We start from the raw sequence: 1,135 nt of genomic DNA on the forward strand, positions 1-1,135 counted from the left end.
CGCGACACCGGGCGAGCTGCTGTCAGGGGCATCCGGATCTCCTTCGATCGGTTCTCGCGCGGCGGTCCGCGCCGGTCAGTACACGCGAATCGACACCACGCGGGCTTGGGGTGCGCCATTGGTCGCGAGCACCCGCAGCCGCAGCGCGGTCGCGGCCGCGGCATCCGTCTGGTGCACGCGCTGGCGGCGGCGGTTGGCCTCCACGTGCGCCACCTCGCGCCACGCGCCGCCTTCCCTCACCTCCAGCGCGTAGTCGCGCACGAGCTCGGGGAAGACGCGTTCGGGCGTGCGGTGGTGGTGGAGCGTGTTGAGCTCGACGTCCGTGTCGTCGTCGAACACGAGACGGATGCTGCGCACCCGCTGCGGCTCGGACCACTCGAGCGTGAGCGACTCCTCGCCGGACGCCGAAGACAGCGCGGGGCTCGGCTGCGACATCCACAGGTTCGGCCCGCCGTAGAAGCGCTGGTAGCCGCCGACGGACTTCGACTCGTCGAACGCCTCGGTGGGCGGGCTCACGTGCACGCGCGGCGTGCGCCCGCGGAGCGGGATCGCGGGCCACGCGATGACGCTCTCGGACACCTCGACGGCGACGTTCGCGTCGCCGTCGGCCTGCGGGCGGTGGGGGAGCGCGAGCACGCCGGGGATCTGGGCGGCGCTCAGCACGACCGACACACCCTCGGCCGCCGCCAGCACGACCACGACGCTCTCGGGCTCGGACGGCGTCCACGACAGCGGAAGCCGCACCCATCGCGGCTCTGCGGCCGCGGCGATGTCGACCTCGACGCGCGTGCGCTCGTCGACGGGCACGGCGTTCTGCCGGTGCCCCGTCGTCCACAGCGACGCGCCGAGCGTGGTGTCGCGCTCGACCTGCAGCAGCACGTCGACGTGGTCGAGGCGCGGGTCGACGGGGAGCAGGATGCCGAGATCCCGCTCGAGCGCGAAGGGCGCCTCCTCGGCCCCGGGAACGAGCTGCGCAGCATCGAGCGTGCGGGCCGTGCTCGACGCAGTGACGACGGCGCGGCGCGCGAGGTCGTCGGGATCGGAATTGCGGATGCCGAAGACCGAGGCATCCTGTCGCAGCATCGTCTGGCGGAGCGTCTCGGTGTGCGCCGTCGCGAGCTCGCGCGGGCGCACG

At 73.5% G+C, this 1,135-nt stretch carries 1 pseudogene; it reads right to left on the reverse strand.

Annotated features, from left to right (window positions below):
* Nucleotides 1-75: 75 nt before the first annotated feature.
* Nucleotides 76-1,135, reverse strand: a pseudogene (locus EIO58_RS19115) (FAD-dependent oxidoreductase); the annotation flags it as partial.

The sequence above is a fragment of the Microbacterium sp. CPCC 204701 genome (genome assembly GCF_004010105.1).
In the GTDB taxonomy this organism is placed as follows: domain Bacteria; phylum Actinomycetota; class Actinomycetes; order Actinomycetales; family Microbacteriaceae; genus Microbacterium.